Origin of the sequence: Stieleria marina, assembly GCA_007741555.1 — a bacterium.
GTDB lineage: Bacteria > Planctomycetota > Planctomycetia > Pirellulales > Pirellulaceae > K23-9.
On the sequence record CP036526.1, the window covers coordinates 1,596,726 to 1,621,374 of the forward strand.

The window sequence follows — 24,649 nt, forward strand, 5'->3', positions numbered from 1 at the left end:
CAATCAGATCGCTGGGTGTATCGTCAACAGAATGTGCTTTGAACCACGAGCCTAACACAGTCGCCACGCCGCCACGAGCTAGCCGACGCACCCAATCCGCCGAGAGCGAATCTCGCGGTTGGAAATTTCGACTCGCAGCGATCGCCTTGGCTTGCCTGCCATTCGTGCTGTTGGAGTTGGGTGTGAGGCTGTTTGTCGATCCGCCCACTGCGGTCGAAAACATCGACCACGACCCCTACGTCGATCTGCATCAACTGCGGCCGCTGTTCGAATTGGACGATTCGACGGGGCGATGGGAAATCCCGCCGAGCCGCTACAACTTCTTCCGGCCTGAATCGTTTCCGGTCGAAAAATCGGCCCAGACTCGGCGGGTTTTTGTGCTGGGTGGGTCGACGGTCCAGGGGCGACCATACAGCACCGAAACGGCTTTTTCGACTTGGTTGAAATTTCGATTGCAGGCCGCTGGTCCGCAGTGGAATTACGAAGTCATCAACTGCGGCGGTGTTTCGTACGCCAGCTACCGGGTCGCAAAAATCTTGCAAGAGGTTTTGCGGCATCAGCCGGACGCAATCGTGCTTTACACCGGACACAATGAATTTTTGGAAGATCGAACTTACGCCGACGTCCGCAGCGACAGCTTGCCGACCCGTTTGATCAACATGCTTGCTGCCCAACTGAGAACGGTTGGCTGGATCAAGCGACAGTTCTTCGCTGACAGACAAAGGCCCGCGATCGCCGCCGAAGTGGACGCAAGGTTGGATCACTCCGACGGACTGGAAAGTTACCAACGCGATCCAATCTGGAACACGGCAGTCGAACAGCATTTCCAATCGAAACTGTCCGATATGATCGATGCGGTTCGCGATGCAGGCGTTCCGCTGGTTCTGTGCACACCGGCGTCGGACATCGTCGACACGCCGCCCATCAAATCGCAACTCAAGTCTGGATTGAGCAAGGACCAGCAGGCCCGATTTGAAAAGGCGTTTAAAACTGCCAGCGACAATACTGCTGGCGTGCCCGATCGCATCGCCGCAGCAAAGGTTTGTCTTGCCATCGACGATCAACATTGCGGATCGCACTACATCGTAGGCCGACTGCTTTATCAATCCGGCAAGTCGGCAGCGGCACGTCCGCACTTGATCGCTGCACGCGACTTTGACGTTTGTCCTTTGCGAGCGACGTCGGCCATCGTCAATGCGACCCATCTTGTGGGCAAGCAAAACGGCGTGATGTTAGTCGATACGGAGACATTGTTGGATCGAAGCGGACCAAGTGGCCAGAGGGTGCCCGACCAAATCCCCGACCCCGAGCGTTTTGCCGATCACCTTCATCCGACCATCGCGTCACACCAGATCATCGCCGCACAAATTGCATCGTTGTTGTCTGCAAACGTTTGGCCTCCATCGGAAAAAAACGCTGATCTTGTCTATCAGAAATTGGCTCATCAACATCTCCAGTCGCTCGACGAAGCTTACTACGCCCGCGGAAAACAGCGACTCGAAGGCCTGCATCGTTGGGCAACCGGACGAGCCGGACACTTGGGGACGCAGAACAAAACGCCCTGATCCGGTAGAATCAAATGTGCTGCAAAGCCGCGTGATGAATTTAAACATCGCAGGAAATGACGCGATACGATTTTGGATTAAATATGCGACAAGTTATCTGTCTTACGATCTTGGTTGGGTTCATTGGATCAAACCTCTTTGCCCAGCAGTCTGATTCCCAAGCCGATCCTTCGTCGGGATTGAGTCTCCAGAGCGTTCAAGACAATTTGGAAGGCGACTTTCGCGCAGAAGATATCTCTGCTGCTAACTCTTGGGCACAGTCGTTGCAGTTGGCGGATTGGCTGGGCCCGCTCGCTCCCGTTGCACTTTCACCGTTTTTTGGAATGGCGTGCCTTTCGGGACTTGCGCTCTACGGTCCTGACTGGGTGACCAACAATGCTCTGCTGGGAGCATCCGGGCCACTGCAAAACGAATGGCTGTTTGTTGTATTCATCATCCTGACATTGCTGACCAGTTTGCCTCGTCTAAGCAAAGTCAGCAAACCGTTTGCTCAGGCGATGGATCAACTGGAAACGTACAGCGTGATCATCATTTTGCTGGCCATCAAAGTCCTTGCTGATGTCGGTGCGGGCGCGGATCAAACGACGGAAATTGCGATGGTACAGTTGGGCGTGTTTAGTGTCGCCGCCGATACTCTGCTGATGATCGCGATGGCAATCAATATCATCGTGGTCAATACGGTGAAGTTCTTTTTTGAATTTCTTGTTTGGTTGACACCGATCCCTGCCCTCGATGCGATCTTTGAAGTTTGCAACAAAACGGTTTGCGCCGCACTGATGGCCGTTTACGCGTTTAGCCCCACGATCGCTACGATCATCAACGTCGTGATCTTGCTCTGCGCGTTGGTCGTCTTTCGTTGGGTCAGTCGCCAGGTTCGTTATTATCGCACGATGGTCATGGATCCGGTGGTTGCGAAACTTTGGAGCAACTATGGGGCCTGCCCCGGCGGTTCGATCGTCGTCTTTCCCAAGGATGCTTGCGGGCCGTTCGCAGCCAAAAGTCGTTTGAGGATTTGTCGCGATGGAGACAGCTGGACGTTGAACGAAGCGAATTGGTGGATGCCGTCAAGCAATCACACAATCGCAGGGAGCACGACGCCGCCGACGCTGCGTCGCGGCTGGGTAATGCACACGATCACTTTTTACGACGGCGACCAAAAACAGGATTTCAAAGTCAGTCGTCGATACGATGCATCACTGGGTGAAATTGCCGTTTTACTTGGCATCGAAATGCCAAGTGAAACGTCAACAGAACGCCAGGACGCCAAAGTCGAATTCGCATGATCCCAATTCGCCGCGTCTTTTCTTGAGGAATTTGGTTTCTTGCGTCGTTTGCGCAGGACCAGCCAGCTACTTGTAGACCTTGTCTTTTCGGTTTCCGCCGGACAGCAGGTACGCGATCAGATCTTTGAGCTCTTCCTCGTTGAGCGTATCGATCAATCCGGTTGGCATCTGCGATAGCTTGGACGGTGCGATTTGTTCCACGTCGTCTTCGTCGATCACTTTGGGTTCGGCGTCAGCGTCGATCGTATAAACGTGCAGTTTGTCATCGATTCGCACGACGCGTCCGACAAGCGTATCGCCATCGGTGGTGAGGATTTTTTCGCTTCCGTACTGATCCGAAATCGCTTTGCTGGGTTCGATCACCGCATCAAGCAAATCAGGGAGCGGATACTTGCGACCGGCAGTCGATAGATCCGGGCCGATCGCGCCACCTTCCCCGCCCAGTCGATGGCACTTGGCGCACGATGTCGCATGAAAAAGATCGCGGCCTTTTGCTAAATCCCGTTTGCGCAGATTCGTGACCAGTGGCAACGCTTCTTGACGAGTCCATTTGCGTCCCGGCCCCTTCGGTGGTTCAACTTTCGGAGCGGCTTGCATCAGCGAAACGCTGGCTAGGTCTTCCAATTGGACTCGTTCGGTCGGCGAACACAGCAGTAGCGCGTCGTCGCGAAACTGCGAAAGGAATTTTCCGTAGCTATTGCCACCAGGAAAATCCGACGCGTCGATAAAGAACTGCAAGTACTTGCGCCGGCTCTGAAGCGTCCAGCCGCTCTTTTGGTTGCGAAGCATAAAAGCAAAGTGGATCCCACGCGCTGGTGGCATGTTTTCCAGCAGTTTGCCCACCGTTCCGCCGTATCCCTTGTGCCGCTCAACGAGGTAGCCCCAGTCCGGAGCAGGTTCGTCGCCTAAGTTGTCCATTAGCGAAAGCGTTTTGTCGACGACGGTTGGATCGTCCAAGTAAACCAACAGCTGGACAAGTTCCGCATTGATCGCGTCGGAATCACTCGGGTACAGCGGGCTCAGTGCGGCTATGACGGCCCGTCGCTCTGCGTTAGTCGGTTCGCCCAGTCGCGTAAAAATAAGTTGCAATGCTCGCAGCGCTCCGAGCTCTTCTGCGGGATCTAAGTTTTTGTTGCCCACTGACGCGAGCATCGTCAGTGCCAGTTCGCGGTCGCTGTTGGAACCCTGATGCGAAATCGCAATGACGCCGCTGATGATGGCCCACGCACTATCCAGCTCACTTAGTCGGTTGCGCCAACTATCGACAGGACGTGTTTCCAAAGCCACGCGGGCTGCGTAACGAATGAAGCGATCTTGGTTGCCCAGTTGGGCCATTATTTGGTCAAGTGGCTCCCGATTTGATGCTTGGTTTTCTCCGTGCCACGATTCCAATTGCCGTCGCAGTTGCCGATCGGCTTTTCCCGCTTCATCACTGGCGTCGATCGCATCGGAAGGCTCGTCGCCGGTGTAGGTCACGCGATAGAGGGATGATTGTGTGCCGCGGCCGCCGGCGGTGAAATAAAGTGCTCCGTCGGTTCCAATCGTCGCGTCGGTGACTTGCAGCGGTTGGGCCGAAACGAAATCTTCTTTTTTGCCGCGGTACGTCGATCCTTCGGGCGACAAATGCACCGCGTAAATCGTGCTATACGTCCAATCCAAAATGAATAACGCTCGTTGATACTTGGCAGGGAATTTTGCACCGTATCCAAAAACGATTCCCACGGGAGAGCCGGGGCCGATGTCGACCGATGGCGGCAACGAATCTTCGTAGTACGTTGGCCACTTGCCGGTGCCGCTTCGCCAGCCAAATTCGCTTCCGCTGGTCGCATGAACAACTCGCGTGGGACGGTACCACGGCGAGCCCAAGTCCCACTCCATGTCCGCGTCGTAGCTGAACAGTTCGCCGTCGGCGTTGAACGCAATGTCGTACTCGTTGCGGTATCCCATGCTGTAAACGGTCCAGTCCTTGCCGTCTCGGTCGACTTGGCAAATCCATCCGCCCGGCGCTAGTTTGCCGGCGGCGTGTCCATTGGCGTCCCAACGTCGGGGCAGCAAGTGATCTTCGGCCCAGTTGCGAGGAATTTTGCTGTCGGAAATCGGGTCGGGCAGTTCGGTGTGATTGCCACAGCAGACGAAAAGCGACTGTTTGTCTGGGGACAAGATCACGGCGTGCGGACCGTGTTCGCCACCACCTCGGATAAATTTCAAATGCTCGGCAGTGTCCAGTTCACCATCGCCGTCGGTGTCCGTAATGCGGTGTAGCCCCGATTGCTCTCCTCCGTTGACGACTGCGTAGAGCGAATCAAATGCCCACAACAAACCTTGAGCACTACTGAGTTTGACGGGCAGTTTCTGTACCTTGGACTCTCCCCCGTCGACACTCGGAGTGATCCGATACAGGCCCGCTTTGCCTTGGTCCGATGCGATCAAGGTTCCGTTGTCCGCGGTGGTCAAGGAAACCCAGGATCCCATTTGTCGTGGAACGTAGACCAGTCTTTCCAGTTTGAATCCGTCCATTGTTTGGGCGCCCGCGACAGGCTGAGGCAAAAAATCGCCCTTGCCCGCATCGGCTGCGTTGACGAAAGCCTGCGCGTTGATGCGTCCCGACCACGGAAGCGACTTTTCGCCAACGGTTCCCAGCGAAACCGCTTGGCTCCACTGCGAATCGTCAAAGCCAGCTGTCTTCCAGCCTTTCGTTGCCGCAGGCGAAGCTTTCCATTTGCCCGATGTGACGACACGGGTTTCAGTGCCGTCGCGCCTGGTCACGTCGGCACGCAAGGTAAACGCAGCGATGCCACCTTGGTTGGCTGCTTGCACCGCAAATACGTTCTTGCCCTCTTTCAAGTGGGAGGTCAGATCCGCCGTCTCAAGCTGCTCCCATGCTTTGCCACTCATGACACGCTCGCCGTTGACGAACAGCGTGAACTGGTTGTCCGCCGATGCCGATACGCTGGCGGATTGAACTTTGCCGATCAGATCAAATGTGGTGCGCAGATAGACCGTTTGGTTGTCAGCCTTTTTTTCAAACCAGATCCATTCTCCGGCTTCGCTGCGTCGGGAATCGCTGTTCACCGTCTTTGAGGAAACTTTGCCAGTATCTTGCGCGGAAACCTTCGGCAACCAAGAACACACCGCGAACAAGGCGACCAATGCCGCTACTGATCGAACCGAACCATATCGTCTCATATGTCAAAATCCACTTCAGAAATACGCTAGCAAACCTACCGAAACGTGGACGCATTTTGCGCAGACGGCCCAGCCATACACCGGTGCCCTGTTCTCACTTTACGTCGCACGGATCAATAGCTTACACCGCAGCACAGTCAGTTGCAGAATTGCAAATGGGAATCGCGTCCAGCACACATTCTCTTGTTCTGCGAACCACCCCCACCAAAGTTTGGGCCTTGGCGAGTCAGTCGCTCGACGCTGTGCTCAATACCGCATGTCAACGCGGAACCATTTCAGGAGAAGTGTTCTAGCAATGAATTACCGTGCTCTCTGCGCCACCGGCGCAATCGTACTTGGCAGTGTTATCGCGGTCGCCAATGCCGCGGACGAACTCAAGGCCGATGCGGCCGTCACTGTCGAAATGACCACCAACCTGGGAACGGTTGTGATGGAGTTGGATGCCCAAAAGGCTCCCCAGTCGGTCAAGAACTTTGTCACTTACGCTCGCAAGGGCCACTACAACGACACTGTATTTCACCGAGTGATCGAGGGCTTCATGGCGCAAGGAGGAGGACTCGATAAATTTCTGAAAGAGAAACCGACTCTGGCCCCGGTGCCCAATGAAGCCGCCAATGGTCTGAAGAACGCCAAGTACACCGTCGCGATGGCGCGAACAAGCGATCCCAATAGCGCGACCAGTCAGTTCTTTATTAACACTGGCGACAACCATTTCCTCAATCGCGACGAAGCAGAAGACGGCTATGGCTATGCGGTGTTTGGCAGAGTCGTCAAAGGCCAGGAAGTCGTCGACAAGATCAACGAAGTCGCCACTCAGCCGCAGCCCAACCCCGCGTTTCCAGCCATGCTGATGCGAGACGTGCCAGTCGAACCCATCGTCATTACCAGCGTCAAAATCCTGGGTGACAAGGAAGGTTGATTCGGGGGCGACGCTCGACGAAAGGGCACATATCAATCACGCGAAACGTCGCCGATTAGTTTGTCGTCCAACAAACGTCACAGACGCTACAACACGAACACCTCGCCAGGTTTACTTGACGGGGTGTTTGCTTGCGCGGGTGGTTGGCACAAAAGTGATGCTATGGTGGTCCCTTCACCCCCGCATTGCGCGTCTGGCCCCACCTTCATCTTCGTATCCGTCCACTCGAATGCAAAGCCTCTTTCGATTCTTGTACGTCATCGTCCGTCGCCTACGGATTGTCGACGTGACGCAACTGTTTCATCTTCCAGCTGAAAAAGAATCGGCATCGGTCTGCTCCGGCGAATACACCATCCGCATCGTCAATTCTGCGGAACTGGACGAATGGGAACAGGCGGGGTTTATTGATGAACTAGCGAGCAAAAAGGCCAGTCTGGCTGATCCGCGTCGCGCATTGGTCGCGGCCTTTCACGGCGGCCAAGTCGTTTCGTATCTCTGGATCGCGAACGACGCCGTTGATAGCCGCGACAACTACAGTCGGTCCGAACACTTGGGGACGTCCATTGCGATGCCCGATGGAACCGTCTTTGTCTACGATGCTTGGACGGCGCCGGAACATCGTGGTCGACGTCTGATCGCATCGCTGCTGAGCTGGTCGTTGCGAAATCGAGTTCTTGGGGCCCGGGCCTATCTGACGATGATCGATTGGACCAATCAAAAATCGATCCGAGCTTTCGAATTTCTAGGCATGCAGCGATTGGGATGGATCGTTCGCTTTGGCCGTGGAAGATACCAATTCAGCATCGTGCCGCAAAAAGCCAAACAAATTGGTTTGCAAGTCGCCAGGCAAGCTCCGGGTGTCAAGCTGGCTTGGTAACGCGATAGCCTTCGGTGCACCGGTACACCTAAGCCAGTTTGTCGATCAGGCCGTTGCTATCGCCAAACTGGTCTGCTTTGGCTCCCATTTGTTGCATCATCCACAAGTAAAGATTGCACAGCGGTGTGCCATTCTTGTAACGAATGTGTCGACCGGATTGAATTTTGCCGCCAGCATTTCCAGCCAATAGTATCGGCAGGTCATCGTGGTTGTGGCGATCGCCATCACTGATCCCACTTCCGTAGATGATCATACTGTTGTCTAGCAGGCTTCCTTCGCCTTCGCGAATCGAACTCATCCGATTGATCAAGTAGCCAAATCGATCGATGTGATAGCGATTGATCGTTGCGATCTGCTCCTGCTTGTGGGCACTTTTGCCGTGATGCGAAAGCTCATGATGGCCTTCGCTGACACCAATGTCGCTGTAGCTGCGGTTGCTGCCTGCGTTGGTAAACATAAACGAAACAATTCGCGTGCTGTCGGTTTGCATCGCAAGGGTGATCATGTCCATCATCAATTCACTGTGCTTGTCCAAGCCTCGTGGGACACCCTTGGGGCGAGGATAATCTGGTACACCGTCTTCGCCGACACGCAGCAGTTCTGTGCTGCCCAAACGTCTTTCGACGTCGCGAACCGAATACAGGTACTCGTCAAGTTTTCGCTGATCGACTGATGGCAGGATTTTGTGCAAGCGTTTGGCATCATCGAGCACAAAATCCAAAACGCTTTTGCGGTACTTTTCACGTACCGACTTGGCTTGGCGAGTTTGCTTGACGCTATCGCCAGCGAACAAACGGTCAAACAACGCACCGGGATCGATCTCTTTTGCCATCGGGTTGGCTGGTCCGCGCCACGACATGTTTGATGCATAGGCACAGCTGTACCCGCTGTCACAATTGCCGGCCTGAGAACTGGTTTCTAAACCCAGTTCCAGCGAAGCAAATCGTGTGGCATTGCCCACTTGCTGTGCGGTCGCTTGGTCGACGGAAATGCCGTTTTGGATGTCCGCGCCATTTGTTTTGCGGGGATGAGCACCCGTCAGAAAAGCAGCGACGCTTCGCGCGTGGTCGCCACCACCGTCGCCATGCGCTCGCGCGCCGTCCAGCGTCAGTCCGCTCAGTACATTGAACTTGTCTCGGTGGTCCTTCAGACGCTCAATGGTTTTAGAAAGCTGGTAGCGGCTTCCTTCATCCCTGGGGGTCCAGTCTGGCATGTGAGCGCCGTTGGGCACGTAGAAGAACCCCATTCGCAGCGGCACGGGAGTCTCGGTGGCCGCGGCAGCTAGTAGACGCGTTGGCGACATGACGTTCATCATCGGCAAGGCAACTGCGGTTCCCATGCCGCGCAGCAGGGTTCTGCGGGAGAATGTTTGGCAATTCATTTTAACTATTCTCGGAAACCTTGTTTCTGAAACGGATCGCTTTGGATGATCGCAGCGATCAAGTACGCGAATTTGTAGTCGTAACGTTTGATGCCAGCGACAATCCGGTCGATGGCACATTTGTCATAGTATTCGGTGCCGCGGCCGAGCGAATAGATCAACATCTTTTCGGCGATGCAGCGTACAAACTGTTCGCGCCGTGTTGTTGAAAGAACGCGACGTAGATCGGCTGCTCCGTCGAACTGCGTGCCATCGGGGAGTTCGCCGCGTGCGTCGACCGCATCCTTTCCGTCTCGGTCACGCCAAAGTCCCACGGCGTCAAAATTTTCCAACGCAAAACCAAGCGGGTCCATGACGTTGTGGCACGCCGCACACGCCGGGCTTTCGCGGTGCTGTTCCATGCGTTCGCGAAGCGTCCCCACCAGCTTACTCTTTTCCAGTTCAGGGACGTCGGCGGGAGCGGGAGGCGGCGGCAGGTTCAGCAAGTTGTCCAGGATCCATTTACCGCGTTTGACCGGACTGGTTCGCGTTGGATTGCTAGTGACCGTCAAGACGCTGGCATGAGTTAGCAAGCCACCACGCTGGGTTCCTTCGAGCGACACGCGGCGGAATTGCTCGCCACTGACGCCACGGATTCCATAGTATTTGGCCAGCGGTTCGTTCAAATAAGTGAAGTTTGCGTCCAGGAGATCGGTGACCGGGCGATTGTCTCGCATCACCCCCAAAAAGAATGTAAGCGTTTCGCGTCGCATCAGTTTTCGGATGTCGTCATCAAACGTGCGGTAGATTCGCGTGTCAGGATCGACGATGTCCAAGTTGCGAAGCTGCAACCACTGAGAGGCAAAGCTTTCTACGAACCGATTGGATCGCCGATCATTGATCATGCGACCGACCTTTTTGAGCAAAAGTTTTGGGTCACGAAGTTGCCCGCGATGAGCCATTAGCAATAGCTCGTCGTCCGGCATGCTGCTCCACAGGAAATAGGAAATGCGGGTCGCCAATTCGTATTCGCTGACAGGCGGCATCGGACCGCCCTGCGTTGGAGATCTGGGTTGTTCGACACGAAAAATAAAGTGCGGTGAAACCAAGATCGCCTGCAATGCGACCTGAATTGATTCTTCGTACGTGCCTCCATCGCCGCGAACCTTTGCCGCCAAGCCGCTGAGTCGATTGACTTCGTCATTCGTCGCAGGTCGACGAAAGGCTCGGCTCGCCAGACGTCCAATCACTTGCGCGGTTGCAGATTCGACGGACGTTTTTTGGTTTGGCTTGACGAAGATTAATTTGCGGTGACTCGTGGGCAGATCGTTATCGCTGGGCTGCAATAGTTTGCGTTGCTCGCCGGTGAGATACACGTTGTACAGATGGAAATTGCGATCGATTTTGTTTTTGACGTAAAAGTCATTGAGGAACGAAATTTCGATTTTTCGTTTGCCGCGACCAAGGCGAAATTCGACGGTGTATTCTTCCTCGGTGCTGGATGGAATCTCCAGGACTTTTTTTGTGCTCCCCGTTCTGATTTCGACTTTGACCGGTTCGTCGCCGCCTTGATCGCCCGCGGCGGCCAGGATCAGTTTGAATCTGCCTCCAAACGGCACTTGGACCTCCATTCCCACCGTGCCATTGCTAGCCATGGTGAGCCGGCCATTGCCAACGTAGTTTTCGGCGCCGATAAGCGAACTGGCTGCAAAGCTGGTTTCATAGATTTCGGCGGGTGGCGGAGTGTAGATCGCTTGGCCTGTGATGTACTCCGCCGCGTCCAGGTACTTTTCAAACAAGATTGGCGGCAAGGAAAGCACGTCGCCGATGTTGTCAAATCCGTAGCCCACGTCGTCCCCTGGAAAACCTGTTGCCGGTTCGTAGTCGACGCCCGTCAGATCGCGAATTGTGTTGCGGTACTCGTGTCGATTCAATCGCCGCAGAGCCACTTTTCCGGCGTTGGGATTTTGAACGCAATTGACCGCATTGGCCAATCCATCGATCAGCTGTTCCATGCGTTTACGTGTGGCAGCGTCCATGCGTTCGCCGTCTTCGGGCGGCATCGAACCAGCACGAACATGGTTGAGCGCGCTGACCCACAGTTTGCGGTTCTTCAAGACTGCGGCAGCCGATGAGTCCTCTTCGAGCGAAATCTCGCTGCCCGAATCATGGCAGTCAAGGCAATAGGTGCGCAGAAGCGGAAGCAACTGTTGCTGAAACGCGGCTTCATATCGAGAGTCTTCGGCCTGACAAGTCAGTGTGCCGATGGCAAGAAAAAGGAACGCGACGAACGGAATGAAACATGCCGGGGCGATTCGAATGAGTTGCATCAGATGTGCAGCAATAAGTTGCGTAGATTAGAATCGAATTCCCCTTGGGCAATCATGGGGATCGATACACTAGATCTTAGTCGACAACTCGGGTTGGCTGTGATGTTAAAAAATCCATTCGACGATCCTCTTTGATAGTGCCTTTTGACGATGCCCCCTGTGCTAGGCCTTAAAGCACCCCACGAGCGATTGATGTTTGGTATCAGCCCTGTTGAAATGTTTGCTCTGGTGATCCCGTCTATCTGGCTGGGCAGCGCAATTGCCGGATTTGTCTGGTCACGGAGGGACGCGAGCAGTGGCGTCTACAAACCAGACGCACGTTCGTTGAGGATTGCATCTGTATCCGCGTTCGTCGTCATTTGCTTGGTATTAGTGACGATGAATGGCGTGGGAATCGTGGCTGGTGGCTTTATGACTTACCTAGTCACCGCGCTATTTGCACGAACGGGCTACGCCATTGGGCCAGCATCAGCGAATCGACCGCAGAGGTCCGCGAAACCAATGCGCCGCTACACCAACGCGATATCTGAAACCGGCAATCCCTATCAGCCGCCCGTATCGGATACGGACGTCGATACGTGATTTGGAAACACAACACTGTTTTAACGAACCCGCCGCGCAGAGAGCCAACGGCGAGAAGTCCGGTCGCGGTATGCTTTCCAGTTCATACCGGCGGCCACAAACACGCTGCGATGGTCGTGCCAAACGATGCGACGCGCGATTTGAAATCCGATGGATTCGGCCTGCGAGACCAACCATCGCCGACCCCGACTCCAGCGGCTTGCCAGGACGTTGGCTTGGTTTTGCTGGAATTGCACATGGGCGCGCTCGTCACGCAAAATTCGTTGGCAGATGGTTCGCAAAGTGGGCGAATCGGTCGACCGCAGCAGTGCAAGGTAGTAGACCTGTGCCAGAATTTCAGCGGTCAGCAGCACCATGATCGACGTGCGAAGCCCCGCCAAATGTCGGACCGAACGAAAGCAATGGTCTGACCAATGGTGGGTAAGGATCGCTTCGCCTTCTTGTTGCAAGAATTTTTCTAGCCAAGCTGCGTGGCAGTTTTCTTCTTGTAGAAAAAGTTTCAAGGCAGACAGGTAGTCTTCGTCACCACCGCGATCGGTCCAATTTTTCGCCGCTCGGCAAATGTGCCTGCCCTCGCCGCTTTCACCAAGTTGAAACGTTTGGATCGACGCGATCACAGCAGCTTTTTCAGTGGCCGATAGCGTCGGCGTCTTTGACCATGCAACGGTAGGTGGATGGTTCATGTTGTCGTAAAAGTAATCCGCCCAATCACGATTGCTCCACGCATCGCACCACACCTGATCGCGTTGCATGCGTCGGCCTCGCACGCTGGTGATTCGTCGCAATTCTTGTTCGACGGCATCAATCGTCGTATCGGGAGTTGATGTTCCGGCTGTCAGTCCGATTCGTTGATGGCCGACAAACCAATCGGTTCGCAGTTCGTCAGCGGATTGCACGTGGTAGGCCTCGACGTTGTGCGACAAACAACGTTGCAGCAGACGCTGAGTGTTGTTTGAATTCTTGCCGCCAACGACAATGACCAGCCCGACTTTTTGGCACAGTTGATCCACCGCGTTTTGGCGTTGGCGAGTCGGTCGACAGATCGTGTTGGTCCAACGAATGGATGCTTGGTGGTTTTGCTTTGCAATTTCGTCGCGACATTCCTGAGCGATCGAATCGGGGATCGTCGTCTGAGCAATGATGCCGATTTTGGGCGTGCCGTAGTTGGCGACTTCGCTGGCATCGGCGACGACAGCGCAGCGATTCGCGGGCAAGTCTTCGATGATGCCTTGGACTTCGACGTGATTGCGGCTGCCAATGAGCACGACGAAGTGGTCGCGATCGATCAGTGCCGTCGCCGCTTGATGGACTCGGCGAACCAGCGGACACGTCGTGTCAAGCAATTCCTTGCCCGACGATTGCAGCAGATTGCGCCGGCGATCACTGATGCCGTGGGCGGTTACCATGACGATCGGCCGCTCGGGAATCGAATCGCGGTCGGATTCGCCTAGCAACTGAAATTCGCGCTGCTCAAGGGCGTCGGTGACGTCTGTGTTGTGCACCAATTCACCGTATATGGCGGTCTTTTGCGGCTGAGTAGCTTGTTGGGCAGCCTGAAAAGCATCTCGCACGCCAAAGCAAAATCCCATGTGTTCGGCTCGTATGATCTGTGTCATTGGTGCTCTCTCTCTTTGCTCTTTGGCTTTGCAATGCAAAGCTTGGGGTGAAATAAAAAGGACGTGCGGTCTATTGGCCTGCCAATCGATTTGGCGAATTTTGGCTGCGTCGCGTCGTGTTTGGCAGCGTTCCCATTTGGTTTTGCGCATCGCCGATGACGCGCTGCAACTCACTCAAGTATTCCAAGAAGCGTTCGCGTCCGGCGTCGGTCAGAAAACAGGTTGTTTGCGGTCGACCTGCGGAGTCATCGCGGACCAATCGAACCAGGCTCGCGTCGGTGAGGTGTTTGAGATGGCGATTGAGATTGCCGTCGGTCAAATCGCAAAGTTGTTTCAGTTCGCCAAACGTGAGACCTTCGTCGGCACCGGCCAAACACGTCATCAATCCCAATCGCGCTTTCTCGTGCATGACGCGGTCCAAGCCGTCATAAGAAAATCTTCCTGAAGGCCCTTCGACGCTAGCGGTCTGCTTCGATTTTGGTTTTCGTGCCATCAGATTGCCTCCCCGTTGGCAGTGTTGATGTGCATCAAGCCTGCCGCTAACACTTGACCGCCACCGAAGGGAATGGCCATTGTTAGTGGATGCATTACCCAGTCGCCTTGGCCCAGGATCAGAACCGCAAGTCCGCAGCCGATGTACCAAATGCCAACTTTTTGCAACGAGCTGGGCAAGAGAGAGGACGCCGCAAAGACGCCCATGCCCAACAATGCCGCCCACAAACCTGGCAGCACCCAGGCGATTTCGATCGCAGTAAAAAACACTACGGTAGTGATCGACGCACCAACGATGATGGCAGGTGATAGCCGAGCCAGCACGTCAAGCGTCATTCGTCGTTCCCGCGCGGTTGGATCGCGATAGTATCGCAACACCATGTCCGCCAAAACGATCACCAACGCAATCGCAGCAACCGAGACCCAGAGCATCAGAAAAGCTCGCGTCGGATCGGTCGATTGAGCCACGATGCCAGATTGCAGGCAAGCCGCCGCGATCGCGACTAAGCTGGTTAGCGCCGTCGGAAATGCGCGTAGGCCCTCAAACGTGTTGGAGCGGTTGGCCACCGACTTGATTGCATCGAGGTGCTCCAAGGCTTCGTCGAGTTTCATAAACGCTCCCTCGGTTCGTGCTGGTTCTGGATGCTTTGCATTGCAAAGTATCCAGTCGCCCATGCCGAGTCAAGCGGTTTTTGGGTAGCTGGAGTCTTTCATCTGACCCGAATCTTTTCGCTACGCGATGATCTCGTGGATTGGTTCGACTTCTTCGACGCCGACCAGTTTTTGCTCCAAACCACTGTAGAAATACGACAGTCGATTGGGATCCAAGCCCAGCTGATGAAGAATCGTGGCGTGCATGTTTCTGACATGCAACGGGTTTTCGACGGCTCTGGAACCGAGTTCGTCAGTGGTTCCATGGGACACACCGCCTTTGATTCCGCCGCCGGCCATCCACATTGTGAACCCGTAGGCATTGTGATCGCGACCGGATCCTTTCGCGTATTCGGCGGTTGGCTGACGACCAAATTCGCCGCCCCAAACGACGAGCGTTTCGTCCAGCATGCCACGTTGTTTCAGGTCAGCCAGCAAAGCAGCGACCGGTTGATCGGTCGCACCTGCGTGTCGATTGTGGTTGACTTCCAAATCGCCGTGCGCGTCCCAGTTGTCATCATTGTGCGCGCCGCCACTGTATAGCTGAATGAAACGGACGCCCCGCTGAGCCAGTCGGCGTGCGATCAAACATCGCCGACCAAAATCATCCGTCGGAGCGTTACCGACACCATACATGTCCAAGGTTCGCTGGTCTTCTTGCCCCAGGTCAACGGCTTCGGGGGCAGTCGATTGCATGTTGTAGGCAAGTTCGTAGCTGGCGATTCGCGAAGCTAGATCGCTGTTGCCGCCGCGGGATTGCAGGTGGCGAGTGTTAGCGTTTTGAATGGAATCAAGCAGCTCGCGTTGGACGCCTTCGGGAAGATCTTTGGGAGCTGCTAAATCTAGGATCGGTGCCCCTTTGCCTTTGAATACAGTGCCCGCGTACGTTGCCGGCATGTAACCGCTGCTCCAGTTCTTGGCGCCGCTAATGGGACCACCAACCGGCTGCAACATCACGACAAAGCCTGGCAAGTCTTCATTGACGGTGCCAAGGCCATAGTTGACCCATGAACCCATCGCGGGGCTGCCCGAGAGAATTTTGCCGCTGTTCATCATCAACATCGCCGATCCGTGGATCGGCGAATCAGCTGTCATCGAATGCAGAAATGCGATGTCGTCGACATGCTTGGCCACATTCGGAAACAGCGAACTGACCCACTTGCCGCATTCGCCGTGCTGCTTGAAATCCCAACGCGGTTCAACGATACGTCCGCCCGGTTTGTGGCCCCCACGGCCAAATGTTTTTACTTCGACCGTTTTGCCATCCATGCCTTTCATCTTTGGCTTGTAGTCGAACGTATCCATATGGCTGGGACCGCCATACATGAACAGGAAAATAACGGTCTTCGCTTTCGGGGCAAAATGTGGCAGTTTCGCGGAGAGAGGACTTTGGAAAGAAGCTTCCGCTGCATTGGCACTTCCAAAAAATCCGTCACCCGAAAGCATGGACGTCAATGCGGCTGCGCCAAAACCACCTCCTGTTTGCCACAGGAATTCGCGTCGCGTGCGTCCGCAAAAGTTTCGTTTCGATGAATTTGACATGGCACTTAGTTGTGTGTTGAGATGAATTGGTTCGGCTGGCTAATTCGACTAGCTATTCGGAGCGTCGATTAATCGATAAACAAAAACTCATTCCAGTTGATGACGGTCAGGCAATAAAGCTGCGCGGCCCGTTTTCGTGAAACGCCTTCTTTGGATTCCAGGCTGGTGATCAATTGGTTGCCTTCGGCGATTTCTTTTTCCGAAGCATCGCGGCCCAAAACTGCTTGAACCGTCTGTCGGACAATCTGTTCGTTGGCCTGCTCGCTGCCGCCGACATGCGTCAATAAACGGTCGGCTTGGGCATGGATGAAATCGCTGTTCATCATCGAAAGAGCCTGGCCGGGTTGAAGCGTCATGAATCGAGCTTCGCAAGTCAGGTCGGGATCGGGGAAATCAAATGCCGACAGCAGCGGAGTCACCAAGGACCGTTTGACGTGAATATAAATACTGCGGCGATTCTCTTGCTCCGGCGTTGATTTGCCCCAGCCGTCGCCTGGTTTTGATTGACTTGCGACGACCTCTTTGGACAACGTCGGATACATGCTTGGCCCGTAAACTTTGCGATTCAACGATCCATTGGAGACCAAGATCGAATCACGAACTTCCTCGGCACTCAAGCGTCGCGGATTGAACCGCCAGAACAAGCTGTTGTTGGGGTCTTTGGCGATTCCATCATCGTTTGCGGCCGACGACATTTGGTAGGTTTGGCTACTCATGATCAGGCGATGAATGGGTTTTAGTCTCCAACCACTATCGATCAATTTGTAAGCCAGCCAATCAAGCAACTCGGGGTGGGTGGGCGGCGAACCAAGCTGTCCGAAGTTGTTGCTGCTGCGAACGATCCCACGCCCAAAGTGATATTGCCAAATCCGGTTGGCCATCACTCGCGCCGTCAGCATGTTTTCTTCACTGGCGATCCAATCAGCCAAAACACGCCGTCGTCCTGACGATGTGTCGGCGTCGTTGACTTGGCTAGGAAACGCAGGTTTTTCTGCATCAAAGATCGTCGGAAAGGACGGGGTGACTTCGTCGCTGGGAGAACCCGGGTTGCCTCGGAAAAGAACAAACGTTGGTTTGTCGACTTTTCGGTATTTGGCCAACCCCATTACCGATTCGCGGGGCGGCAGTTTTTGTAGTGCTTGAGCGTTGCTTTTAAGTTTCCGTTTCAGCTTTTGGTATTTGGCCCACTGACCGTCGTCCAAATGGTCTCTCAGCTTTTCTTTCAACACGCGATTGCGATCACGTTTTGTGCCTTCGGTTGCACGTTGGTCGGGGGCAGGCATTTTGACGATGCCAGCTTGTTCGATTTTCTCCATCGCCGTTTCGATGCCGCGTTTTTCTTCTGTGTTGGCAGCGTACTTGGCACGAAGGTCCCCGCTGGAAATGTCGATTTGGTTGAACGTCCGTAGATCGCGACGGTTCGCGTACGGCGTCAGGTCTTCCAGAAACGACAGCATGCTGTAGTAGTCAGCCTGCGGGATTGGGTCGATCTTGTGATCATGGCAGCGAGCGCAATTGATCGTCAGGCCTAAGAATGCCTGACCGGTGGTCATGATGATGTCGTCCAACGCATCAAACCTGGCTTGCGCTTCATCGACCGGTTCGTCATCCCAGACTCCCAAGCGGTAATAGCCGGTCGCAGTCAGCGATTCCATCGTGACATCGTCTAGTTCGTCGCCAGCAATCTGTTCACGGACAAATTGATCGTATGGTTTGTCGTCGTTGAACGATTTGATGACATAATCGCGGTACTTCCACGCATTGGGTTTTACACTGTCGCGTTCGTACGAATTGGTTTCGGCGTACCGCACCAAGTCCAACCAATAGCGTGCAAAGCGTTCGCCGTAGTGCTGTGAATCGAGCAGCTGATTGACCGAATCGGAGAACGCACTGGGCGATGTATCGTTTGCAAACGATTCGATTTGCGACTGGGTGGGCGGTAGTCCGATCAAATCGTAGTAAGCGCGGCGGAGCAAATGTGTGCGGTCCGCAGGTGGATTGGGGGTCAGTTGCTGTTCGGCCAGCGAAGCGTACACGAATGCATCAATCGGATTCTTATTCCACGCCCGATCATCGACTTGGGGTGGTTCGTGCCGCTGCATTGGCAGGAACGCCCAGTGTTTGTCCCATTTCGCGCCTTGCTGAATCCATCGCGTCAACGTTTCCACTTCCTCCGGGCTGACCGCGTCGCCTTCGGGAGGCATGCGTTCGAATTCATCATCGGTCGTGATGCGAGCAATCAAGGCGCTAGCTTCCACGTCACCGCTGACCAAGGCGTGTTCGCCCGATTCGGTTTCGGCGAAGGCAGCTTCTTTGGAAGTAAAACGAAGACCACCTTCGGCTTCGTCAGGTCCGTGACAAGCGAAGCATTTCTTCGCCAGTATCGGCTGGACATCTTTGATGAAATCAACTTTGGACTCCTGCGCTGCCGAGTTCGACAATCCGCTGGTTGCCCCAATCGTGAACAAGAACATCAGTGCACAACGAAATTGAATGGCAGTCCGTTTCAGCGGCAGCATGGCTTCCATGTTTGAACTCAAGGGAAAGAGATCGTTTGGATGGGCAATGGGGTTGTTTGCGGCACGATCGAGCAGCAAGCAATCTACGTCATCAGAATCAATGTGCCGCGACGCGTTTGCAAACGCGCAAGACAGGACAGCACTACCTCCATTCTGGCAGGTAAACCATCATAAGCCAATGAGAATCGCCGTACTTCGAATGAGAGATATTGTCACCCGCCCCACCCCACCGGTGCCTGCTGATTGGTCTCGAAATACGGTTGTTTGTGCCAAAACGGTTTGTGTGGGCCCGCATCGACGGATAAATTGAATCAGTGGCTTTGAGAATAATTTCACAGCATATTTTTCGCGGCTCGTTTCATGAGCACTGCGAATGTTGCTGCAACGCGATTCGTCCTCGTTGGTGCAGTTGGGTATTAGGGTGAATAAACATGTCGACCAACAAACCTGTCTCAGCTGAAACCGATTTCGACGACAATTCCTATCATTGGCAGCGACATCCACGCGCATCGCAAATCGTCGGCCAGTTGGTGCGGCAGTTCTCTTGCCAAAGCCCATTTGCGGAGCGTCTGCGATTGGCTATGCGAGACCACACCGGTACGCGTTTGATCGATTGGCTCGACCATATCGGCATCTGTCAAGACGCAACGATTGACGGAGTGAAAGCGGAAACCGCTCTTGTTGATGTCGGTTTTGTGACGCTGCGCAACGATCGCGATGGTCACTGGCTGCAACATCGCGGGGGGCTATTTCCAGCCGTCGTAATTGGTGACGACGATTGTTTTCGATTGGCAATCAAGGTGGACTGTGTTGATGCGTTCTTAAAGGCTCATCAGATGCAACGGGAGATCACTGGTCAGGCTGGCTCTCCGTTTCGCAAGTCACTGGTTGGAGAATCAACCGCGCAGTCGTCCAGTCTTGGCAGCGCCGCGAAGTTGTTTGTATGCCAACGTCATGGTTGGACCAATTGGCAAACTTCCGAAGCCACAGATGAACAAGTTTTGCTCGCCGGGGAATTGGCCTGCGGTTTTCAATCACGCCCGCGACAAAACTTTGATTCGACCAAACAGTTGATCCAAGGTGCCGTCGCCAAGATCGGAGCGGACTGGGCTTGCGACTTGTTCCTTTCGGCCGAGCGAGAGTATTGGCAAAATCGCAATCAAGCTGCGCGAATCCAACGCGAACGTCAGGACCGACTGGGCCTTGGTTGGGGAAATCACGACCACCACACCTACCGAAGTAGTCGCGCCCACTTTGCTGAACTGATCGAGTGTTTGGAACTGTTCGGTTTCGTCTGCCGCGAGCGATTTTATGCGGGAGGTCAGGCTGGCTGGGGGGCTCAAGTCTTGGAACAAACCAACACGGGAATCGTGATCTTTGCAGATGTCGACCTATCGCCAGAAGAATTGACGGTCGATTTTTCTCACGATGGCCTGCAGCCCAACCCGAAGCTCGGCACGGTTGGTCTGTGGTGTCAGTTGCATGGTGAAGCTTTTTTGAAAGCCGGCATGCATCATTTGGAATGCCAGTTTGACTTTGATGTGGCACGCCGCCAGTTGGCTGAATTGGGAATCGAGACCATGGAGCCGTTTACTGATTTTCCCCATCTACGTCAGGCATTTACGCGCGGGGAAATCTGGCCGGTGGCTTCACCACGAATCCAGCTCGCTTTGCAGGAGGGCTGGATAACACGCCAGCAGGCTGAATCGTTCGAACGCGACGGCGCGGTCGGTTCGCATCTCGAAATCCTGGAACGTAACGATGGTTTCAAGGGATTTAATCAGACCGGGGTCAGCGAAATCATACGAAAGACAGATCCACGCCACTCGCAGTCGCGTCATCAGGGGCACGATTCGTGAGCGACAATCCACCGACCGCCGGGACGAACGAAAGCAGCAGACGATCTAGCCCTGCCAACAAGATCGAGCGAGGTGACCGACCGCACGTGCTGTTGATTGTCGAAACATCAATGGCATTTGGTCGATCAGTGCTGGAAGGGATTAGCCGCTATTTGGTGCAGAATCCGCCCTGGTCGGTTCAGTTGGATTTGCGAGAGCTGCTTGCGACGCCTCCCGCCTGGCTTCGTGACTGGGAGGGCGATGGCATTATCACGCGATCGACGACACCCCAGATGGCCGAACTGATCTCGCAGTGGGGAATTCCAACAGTCAACCTGACCGATGTGTTTGGCGATCAAGGATTGCCGTCGGTGTTGAACGACCACGAAAAAATCGGGCGTGTTGCGGCGCAGCACTTAATGGCGAAGGGGCTGACGCGATTTGGCTACTGTGGTTTTGCGGATCACGATTGGTCGTCGATTCGCTTAGCGGGATTTCGCGATGAACTTCAGAAACGCGGCTTTTTTGTCGACGATCATTCGTCGGATTGGTCGCACTCGCGACAAGTTGGTTGGGGAGCTCAGCAAAGTGAACTGGTCCAATGGATTGATCAGCTACCCAAGCCCGTCGGAGTGATGGCGTGCAATGATTTTCGTGGGCAACATGTCTTGGAAGCTTGCCAAGCAAACGGGATGTCCGTGCCAGACGAGATCGCCGTGGTGGGGGTGGACAATGATCATGTGCTTTGTGATTTTTGTAACCCGCCGCTTTCAAGTGTGATGCCGGCTGCTGAGCGAATCGGCTTTGAAGCCGCTGGCATGTTGGACCAGTTGATGCGTGGTGAATCGATCCCGAGCAAACGGTTGTTAATCGAGCCACTTGGTGTGGCCGAACGACAGTCCACGGAAGTTTTGGCGATCGACGACGTGGATATTGTGGCTGCCTTGCAAATGATCCGCGATCAAGCCTGCGCTGGTCTGACGGTGGGCGACATTTTGAAAGAAGTGCCGCTGGCTCGGAGTTCGCTGGAACGCCGGTTTCGCAAATTGGTAGGACGATCTCCCCAAGCGGAGATTCGCGCGGTCCAAGTCAAACGTGCCTGCCAGCTGTTGTTGGACACGGACTTGAATTTGACCCAAATTGCGACGCTGACCGGCTTCAAACATTCGGAATACTTCAGCGTCGTATTTAAACGCGAAGTCGGCAAAACCCCAGGGAACTACCGCCATACCTCCCGGTGACCAACTGATCGGGCGGATGCTAGTCGCTCGAAAATCACGCATCCGCATTGCAGATGTTCAGGTCAGTTCGTATTGATAAACCAAGCTGACTCGGCCGACGGTGCAATCGTTGGATTGGGAAGTGATAGCAATTCAATCACTGTGTTTAAAGATTCATGATGAAGCGTTTGTTGCCGTATTTTGTGGCAGGCTATTCGTTGCTGGTTCGTTGGACGTGCCGCGTGCGCGTGCACAATGACCCGCGTCAGACGATGACCCAAGCTGGAGTTCCGCATGTTTTTGCGGCGCTGCATGCGCACCAAGTGGCGGCGATGGTGAGTGCCGACCCGGGCACCGGCGCGATGGTGTCGCGTAGTGCTGATGGGCAAATTATCGTTCCTGCACTGCGGGCGAACGGCCATGTGCCGGTGCGAGGAAGCGGCGGTCGAGCTGAAAAAGGCGGTGCGACTGCTCTGAAAGCCTTGGTCGAATACTTAGGCGTCGGGACACCTGTGATCCTGGCTGTCGACGGACCTCGCGGCCCCCGCGGCACGGTTCACAAGGGGATCGGTGTATTAGCTAGAAAGTCAGGAGCGGGCGTCTTGCCGGTTTTAGTGATCACCAACCGGCGAATCATTTTGTCCAAGGCATGGGACCGTTTGCAGATTCCGCTGCCGTTTGGAACGATCGACGCGTTCTTTGTCGAACCGATGTTTCAACGCAAAGGCGAAAAACTGGATGGGTTTGCCAAACGCATCGAGACCCAGTTGGAAAAACTAGAGCAGCAGCACGATCCACAAGAGGCGACAAAAGTTCGTCGCGAAATCGCACTCGTCAAAACACCAAGTCGTCGCGCCGCGTAATTCGCAGCAAACAGAACTAACGCTGCCTGCGTCGCAGTCCAATGGCAGACATCGATACGGCTAGTAAGAAAAAAGTCGAAGGCTCAGGCACTGCAGTGACGGAACTGTCATAGAGCGTCTGGAATTGATAGTCAAAATTGAAGCTAGTCGGTGAGGAATTTCCCATGCCCGTGAAGGAATTGCCGCCAGCGTATGTCCCAGGATTCTGACCGAGAAAGTCGCCTCGTGGAATGGTCGAGCTAGGTGTGTTTACTTCTCTGAACGCCCAGTAATAGGTGTCGTCGGGCGTCACCATGATCGGGGTATCGAAAGTGAATTCGATAAAATCATCCGCTCCGAAAATCATCGTGTCGGACTTGATTTCGGTTGTCGATTGGATGCCACCGAGTATGGGCGTTCCATTGACCGTGTTTCGTAGTTCCAGTTCAAAGCTATGGCCGTCCACCGTCTCGCCAGCTCTTAGTCTCACACCAATCCGAGCGCCGGCCACATTTGACTGTGCCGGTGTAAACGACTGACCCGCCCAAGTATTGAACCCCGCGAGTGGGTTTAGGTCCGAGTTCTCCTGTGACGCGGCAGTGTCGACCAAGATGGCGGCCTCGGCCGCTCGATCGTACGAGAGTAGTCCTGCTGCAAACAGCAGCATCCAAAGTTGCGTCCGTCTCATCGCCCGCGCTCCCAATAATCACAAACCTAAAAATCGTTGCGATCATTAAAACGGGCACGACGCCTGTATACTAGCGTTCAGTACTGTAGGGGGGGCGCGCAGTGCTATTTGCTCCTGGACTCCCTTGCGAGACGGAGCTTCAATTCAGCTCGGGTAACACGATGCGTTCGCTGGCATGTTCGATGACGAAGGCAGTGATGGCTTCTTGCTGTTGAGCGAGAGATTCGATCGCTGCCTTTGCGACTTCGCTGTCGGCACGGCCGGTGAAAACGCTGGGAACGCGAATCTCGATTTCCATTTCCAAGGACAACTCGATGTGAGTGGCATCTTCTTTGGGGGACGCCGAAATGATGGTCACATAGTCTTTGATTTGACCTTGTTGACCCACTGCTTTTGATTCGACATGCAATCGATCAGCATTGACTTGGGCGCGGCTGCGCAAGGTGAGTTGTTCTGTGTCAACTTGTTCGTTGTTGATTTCCACGGTAAGCATTTTAGTTGCATCCACTGCCGCTTTGGACTTGCCGCGAATCGCATTTAAGAGCGGTCGATCATCTGCCGACAAATCCAGTTTCAGATCTTCGACGCCTTCGCTGATAATCTTCATGCCCCCGTGGCTAACGATCGCCTTGGTGGCGTTCTTGCGGACCATGATCTGGCGAAACTTGTCGTAGCTGACTTGAAGGTCGAACTGATGCGTTTGCACGGTATGGACACGGTGCGAAACAGGGCGCAGTTGCCAAGCAAGCACTCCCGCGATGAACAGTGTGACGATTCCAATGACGACATAGCGAGCGGTCTTGGACAAGTTGGACCCGGAAGTTGCGAAGGGCGTTGAAAGCAGGAATGCGATCAAACATAGACGAAGCTGCCCAACGGTCAATTGGATTCACGCGATGGCAAGCTCGCCGAGGACGTCGGCAAGCAGCGGAGGGCGTGATTGACTTCGGTCCTGGCTGTCAATCGAGCCGCAAGACGAGAGCCTTTCGCGACGTCAAAGAATGCTTGGGCCGTCGTGCCTGCACGAACAAAAGATCCCAGGAGGCTGAATGGGCCGGCTGCTTGGGCTGCAACAATCGGCGATGCTGACATTTGCGACAGCCGGGAGAAGTGAACGGCAGGGCGAACCAATTTGCGTC

Annotated in this window: 18 protein-coding genes; 8 read left to right on the plus strand and 10 right to left on the minus strand. The window is 54.6% G+C overall.

Translation table 11 applies throughout. The features are described 5' to 3' along the window. Window positions 1-38 precede the first annotated feature (38 nt). Window positions 39-1,565, plus strand: a complete 1,527-nt coding sequence (locus tag K239x_RS05605; RefSeq protein ID WP_419189710.1) for an SGNH/GDSL hydrolase family protein — start codon at window positions 39-41, stop codon at window positions 1,563-1,565. A gap of 83 nt (window positions 1,566-1,648) precedes the next feature. Further along, entirely contained in the window at window positions 1,649-2,848 is a 1,200-nt protein-coding gene (locus K239x_RS05610; protein ID WP_145416768.1) for a hypothetical protein, read from the plus strand. 66 nt (window positions 2,849-2,914) lie between these two features. Here K239x_RS05610 and K239x_RS05615 read toward each other — a convergent pair whose 3' ends face one another. Continuing rightward, a complete protein-coding gene (locus K239x_RS05615) occupies window positions 2,915-5,920 on the minus strand; it encodes a c-type cytochrome (protein WP_419189711.1) in 3,006 nt (1,001 codons plus the stop codon). A gap of 409 nt (window positions 5,921-6,329) precedes the next feature. Between K239x_RS05615 and K239x_RS05620 the strand changes: the two genes are divergently transcribed. Together K239x_RS05620 and K239x_RS05625 are read left to right on the plus strand one after the other, a co-directional pair. Further along, window positions 6,330-6,953, plus strand: a complete 624-nt coding sequence (locus K239x_RS05620) for a peptidylprolyl isomerase (protein ID WP_145416772.1) — start codon at window positions 6,330-6,332, stop codon at window positions 6,951-6,953. A 229-nt stretch (window positions 6,954-7,182) separates the two neighbouring features. Then, entirely contained in the window at window positions 7,183-7,830 is a 648-nt protein-coding gene (locus K239x_RS05625; protein ID WP_145416774.1) for a GNAT family N-acetyltransferase, read from the plus strand. 28 nt (window positions 7,831-7,858) lie between these two features. On the opposite strand, the gene K239x_RS05630 is transcribed toward K239x_RS05625, so the two are convergent. After that, window positions 7,859-9,211, minus strand: a complete 1,353-nt coding sequence (locus K239x_RS05630) for a DUF1552 domain-containing protein (RefSeq protein ID WP_145416776.1) — start codon at window positions 9,209-9,211, stop codon at window positions 7,859-7,861. 5 nt (window positions 9,212-9,216) lie between these two features. Continuing rightward, complete coding sequence (locus K239x_RS05635; protein ID WP_145416778.1) at window positions 9,217-11,520, minus strand: DUF1592 domain-containing protein; 2,304 nt, start codon at window positions 11,518-11,520, stop codon at window positions 9,217-9,219. A gap of 150 nt (window positions 11,521-11,670) precedes the next feature. Here K239x_RS05635 and K239x_RS05640 point away from each other — a divergent pair, with 150 nt between their 5' ends. After that, window positions 11,671-12,102, plus strand: coding sequence for a hypothetical protein (locus tag K239x_RS05640; protein ID WP_419189712.1), 432 nt, complete (start codon window positions 11,671-11,673; stop codon window positions 12,100-12,102). Window positions 12,103-12,122: 20 nt separating this feature from the next. On the opposite strand, the gene ispH is transcribed toward K239x_RS05640, so the two are convergent. The 5 genes from ispH to K239x_RS05665 all read right to left on the minus strand — a co-directional run bounded on the left by ispH (window position 12,123) and on the right by K239x_RS05665 (window position 18,943). Then, complete coding sequence (gene ispH, locus K239x_RS05645; RefSeq protein WP_419189713.1) at window positions 12,123-13,718, minus strand: 4-hydroxy-3-methylbut-2-enyl diphosphate reductase; 1,596 nt, start codon at window positions 13,716-13,718, stop codon at window positions 12,123-12,125. Between the two features lie 70 nt (window positions 13,719-13,788). Then, the gene (locus K239x_RS05650) at window positions 13,789-14,211 is read right to left on the minus strand and encodes a transcriptional regulator (protein WP_145416784.1); all 423 of its coding nucleotides are present in this window, start codon (window positions 14,209-14,211) and stop codon (window positions 13,789-13,791) included. Further along, the gene (locus K239x_RS05655) at window positions 14,211-14,822 is read right to left on the minus strand and encodes a hypothetical protein (protein WP_145416786.1); all 612 of its coding nucleotides are present in this window, start codon (window positions 14,820-14,822) and stop codon (window positions 14,211-14,213) included. Before K239x_RS05655 ends, K239x_RS05650 begins: the two co-directional genes overlap by 1 nt. Window positions 14,823-14,942: 120 nt before the next feature. Further along, window positions 14,943-16,403 (minus strand): DUF1501 domain-containing protein, encoded by a 1,461-nt coding sequence (locus K239x_RS05660; RefSeq protein ID WP_145416788.1) that lies wholly within the window; start codon window positions 16,401-16,403, stop codon window positions 14,943-14,945. A gap of 68 nt (window positions 16,404-16,471) precedes the next feature. After that, window positions 16,472-18,943, minus strand: a complete 2,472-nt coding sequence (locus K239x_RS05665) for a PSD1 and planctomycete cytochrome C domain-containing protein (protein ID WP_419189714.1) — start codon at window positions 18,941-18,943, stop codon at window positions 16,472-16,474. A gap of 410 nt (window positions 18,944-19,353) precedes the next feature. On the opposite strand from K239x_RS05665, the gene K239x_RS05670 reads away from it, so the two are divergent. From K239x_RS05670 to K239x_RS05680, 3 genes are all read left to right on the plus strand, one after another. Then, the gene (locus K239x_RS05670; RefSeq protein WP_145416790.1) at window positions 19,354-20,781 is read left to right on the plus strand and encodes a hypothetical protein; all 1,428 of its coding nucleotides are present in this window, start codon (window positions 19,354-19,356) and stop codon (window positions 20,779-20,781) included. Further along, window positions 20,778-22,001, plus strand: a complete 1,224-nt coding sequence (locus tag K239x_RS05675) for a XylR family transcriptional regulator (RefSeq protein ID WP_419189715.1) — start codon at window positions 20,778-20,780, stop codon at window positions 21,999-22,001. Before K239x_RS05670 ends, K239x_RS05675 begins: the two co-directional genes overlap by 4 nt. 155 nt (window positions 22,002-22,156) lie before the next feature. Further along, on the plus strand, window positions 22,157-22,843 hold the full coding sequence (locus tag K239x_RS05680) for a DUF374 domain-containing protein (protein WP_145416791.1): 687 nt from the start codon (window positions 22,157-22,159) through the stop codon (window positions 22,841-22,843). Between the two features lie 16 nt (window positions 22,844-22,859). Here the strand turns inward: K239x_RS05680 and K239x_RS05685 are convergent, their stop codons facing one another. Further along, window positions 22,860-23,510 (minus strand): PEP-CTERM sorting domain-containing protein, encoded by a 651-nt coding sequence (locus K239x_RS05685; RefSeq protein WP_145416793.1) that lies wholly within the window; start codon window positions 23,508-23,510, stop codon window positions 22,860-22,862. 139 nt (window positions 23,511-23,649) lie between these two features. Next, window positions 23,650-24,318, minus strand: a complete 669-nt coding sequence (locus tag K239x_RS05690) for a hypothetical protein (protein WP_145416794.1) — start codon at window positions 24,316-24,318, stop codon at window positions 23,650-23,652. Window positions 24,319-24,649: the final 331 nt, after the last annotated feature.

Bases quoted from the DNA above. Each gene is read 5' to 3' on its own strand.
- K239x_RS05680 (WP_145416791.1), top strand. From the start codon at position 22,157: ATGATGAAGCGTTTGTTGCCGTATTTTGTGGCAGGCTATTCGTTGCTG.
- ispH (WP_419189713.1), bottom strand. From the start codon at position 13,718: ATGACACAGATCATACGAGCCGAACACATGGGATTTTGCTTTGGCGTG.
- K239x_RS05635 (WP_145416778.1), bottom strand. From the start codon at position 11,520: ATGCAACTCATTCGAATCGCCCCGGCATGTTTCATTCCGTTCGTCGCG.
- K239x_RS05660 (WP_145416788.1), bottom strand. From the start codon at position 16,403: ATGTCAAATTCATCGAAACGAAACTTTTGCGGACGCACGCGACGCGAA.
- K239x_RS05625 (WP_145416774.1), top strand. From the start codon at position 7,183: ATGCAAAGCCTCTTTCGATTCTTGTACGTCATCGTCCGTCGCCTACGG.
- K239x_RS05610 (WP_145416768.1), top strand. From the start codon at position 1,649: ATGCGACAAGTTATCTGTCTTACGATCTTGGTTGGGTTCATTGGATCA.
- K239x_RS05685 (WP_145416793.1), bottom strand. From the start codon at position 23,510: ATGAGACGGACGCAACTTTGGATGCTGCTGTTTGCAGCAGGACTACTC.
- K239x_RS05620 (WP_145416772.1), top strand. From the start codon at position 6,330: ATGAATTACCGTGCTCTCTGCGCCACCGGCGCAATCGTACTTGGCAGT.
- K239x_RS05670 (WP_145416790.1), top strand. From the start codon at position 19,354: ATGTCGACCAACAAACCTGTCTCAGCTGAAACCGATTTCGACGACAAT.
- K239x_RS05655 (WP_145416786.1), bottom strand. From the start codon at position 14,822: ATGAAACTCGACGAAGCCTTGGAGCACCTCGATGCAATCAAGTCGGTG.
- K239x_RS05630 (WP_145416776.1), bottom strand. From the start codon at position 9,211: ATGAATTGCCAAACATTCTCCCGCAGAACCCTGCTGCGCGGCATGGGA.
- K239x_RS05650 (WP_145416784.1), bottom strand. From the start codon at position 14,211: ATGGCACGAAAACCAAAATCGAAGCAGACCGCTAGCGTCGAAGGGCCT.
- K239x_RS05640 (WP_419189712.1), top strand. From the start codon at position 11,671: ATGCCCCCTGTGCTAGGCCTTAAAGCACCCCACGAGCGATTGATGTTT.